Annotated in this window: 1 protein-coding gene and 1 pseudogene; one reads left to right on the forward strand and one right to left on the reverse strand. The window is 57.9% G+C overall.

All coding sequences use genetic code 11. The features are described from left to right. Window positions 1–633, reverse strand: a pseudogene (locus ACSFA3_RS25975) (4-hydroxyphenylpyruvate dioxygenase); the annotation flags it as partial. Window positions 634–724: 91 nt separating this feature from the next. On the opposite strand from ACSFA3_RS25975, the gene ACSFA3_RS25980 reads away from it, so the two are divergent. Then, a partial coding sequence (locus ACSFA3_RS25980) for an Lrp/AsnC family transcriptional regulator (RefSeq protein WP_435508182.1) occupies window positions 725–1035 on the forward strand: 311 nt, incomplete at its 3' end.

A 1035-nucleotide genomic window follows, 5' to 3' on the forward strand; every position in this document is an offset into this window, starting at 1 on the left:
CGCTGCTGCGATGGGGATGGAAACCTTGCCGCAAGGGCTCACCATCGAGCGCGCACGCATGCCGGTCATCTTGCCTTTGACATCGAGATATTGCTTTTGCGTGAAGTCGAATGTGTTCTTGTAGAAGTCGGCCCACAGGTCGAGGTTGGCCGGGCGCACGATGTTCGAGGTGTGGTCGATCGCGATGATCGACGCGTCTTGCTGCTCCATTGGCATCGCGTAGGGCGCGGAATATTCCTCGGCCAGCGATCCACTCACGAAGTAGACCAAGCTGCCACCGATCCCGATGATCGCTGGCGCTTCGATCGCAAATGCGCCCTCTGCGTCGGGAATGGCCTCGCTCGCGCCACCGCTGAGCGCTTGGCTCAGCGCCAATTGCGCATCGTCCACCTTGATACCGATGGCACGGACCGATGTCCCATGAACGTCGCGGAAAGGATTGGGCGCGGGGTTCACGATGAAGCTCGCTCCGTTCTGCTGCATCAGCACCGCCGATGTTCTGGGCGATTGGCCAACGGCCTTGAAGCCAAATTTTGCGAACAACGGAACGAGCTCGTCCAAGCTCGTGCACACGAACTCGACGAAGGAAAAACCATCGGTGGTGACTTGATTTCGGTTCATGCTTGGACTCACAATATCGTTTGCGAATGCTAAATTTTCCGGTCGATATCAATGAAGTGGTCTTTGCTAATTAAAGCGACGTGCGACTGAAGGAGCAAAATTCTTGGAAACGGCAGAGCGAAACTTTCTTGACTCGATCGACCTGAAATTGGTCCAGTTGCTGCTCGTCGACGGGCGGGCATCTTTCAAATCGTTGGCCGCCGAGGTGGGCCTGACCGGTCCTGCTTGCGCAGAGCGTGTTCGAAAGCTAAAGGAGCGCGGCGTCATCACGGGCTACCGCGCGGAGGTCGACTGGGCCAAGCTGGGCTTCCCGATCGATGCGGTCATCCGAATTGGCGCCGCTGCGGAACAGGGGCAGAGCTTGCTGAAGGCGTTTCGGGACACTCCCAACGTCATCGAAGTGCTCAGGGTCAC

It is taken from the genome of Variovorax glucosi, assembly GCF_051216695.1.
GTDB lineage: Bacteria > Pseudomonadota > Gammaproteobacteria > Burkholderiales > Burkholderiaceae_C > Variovorax.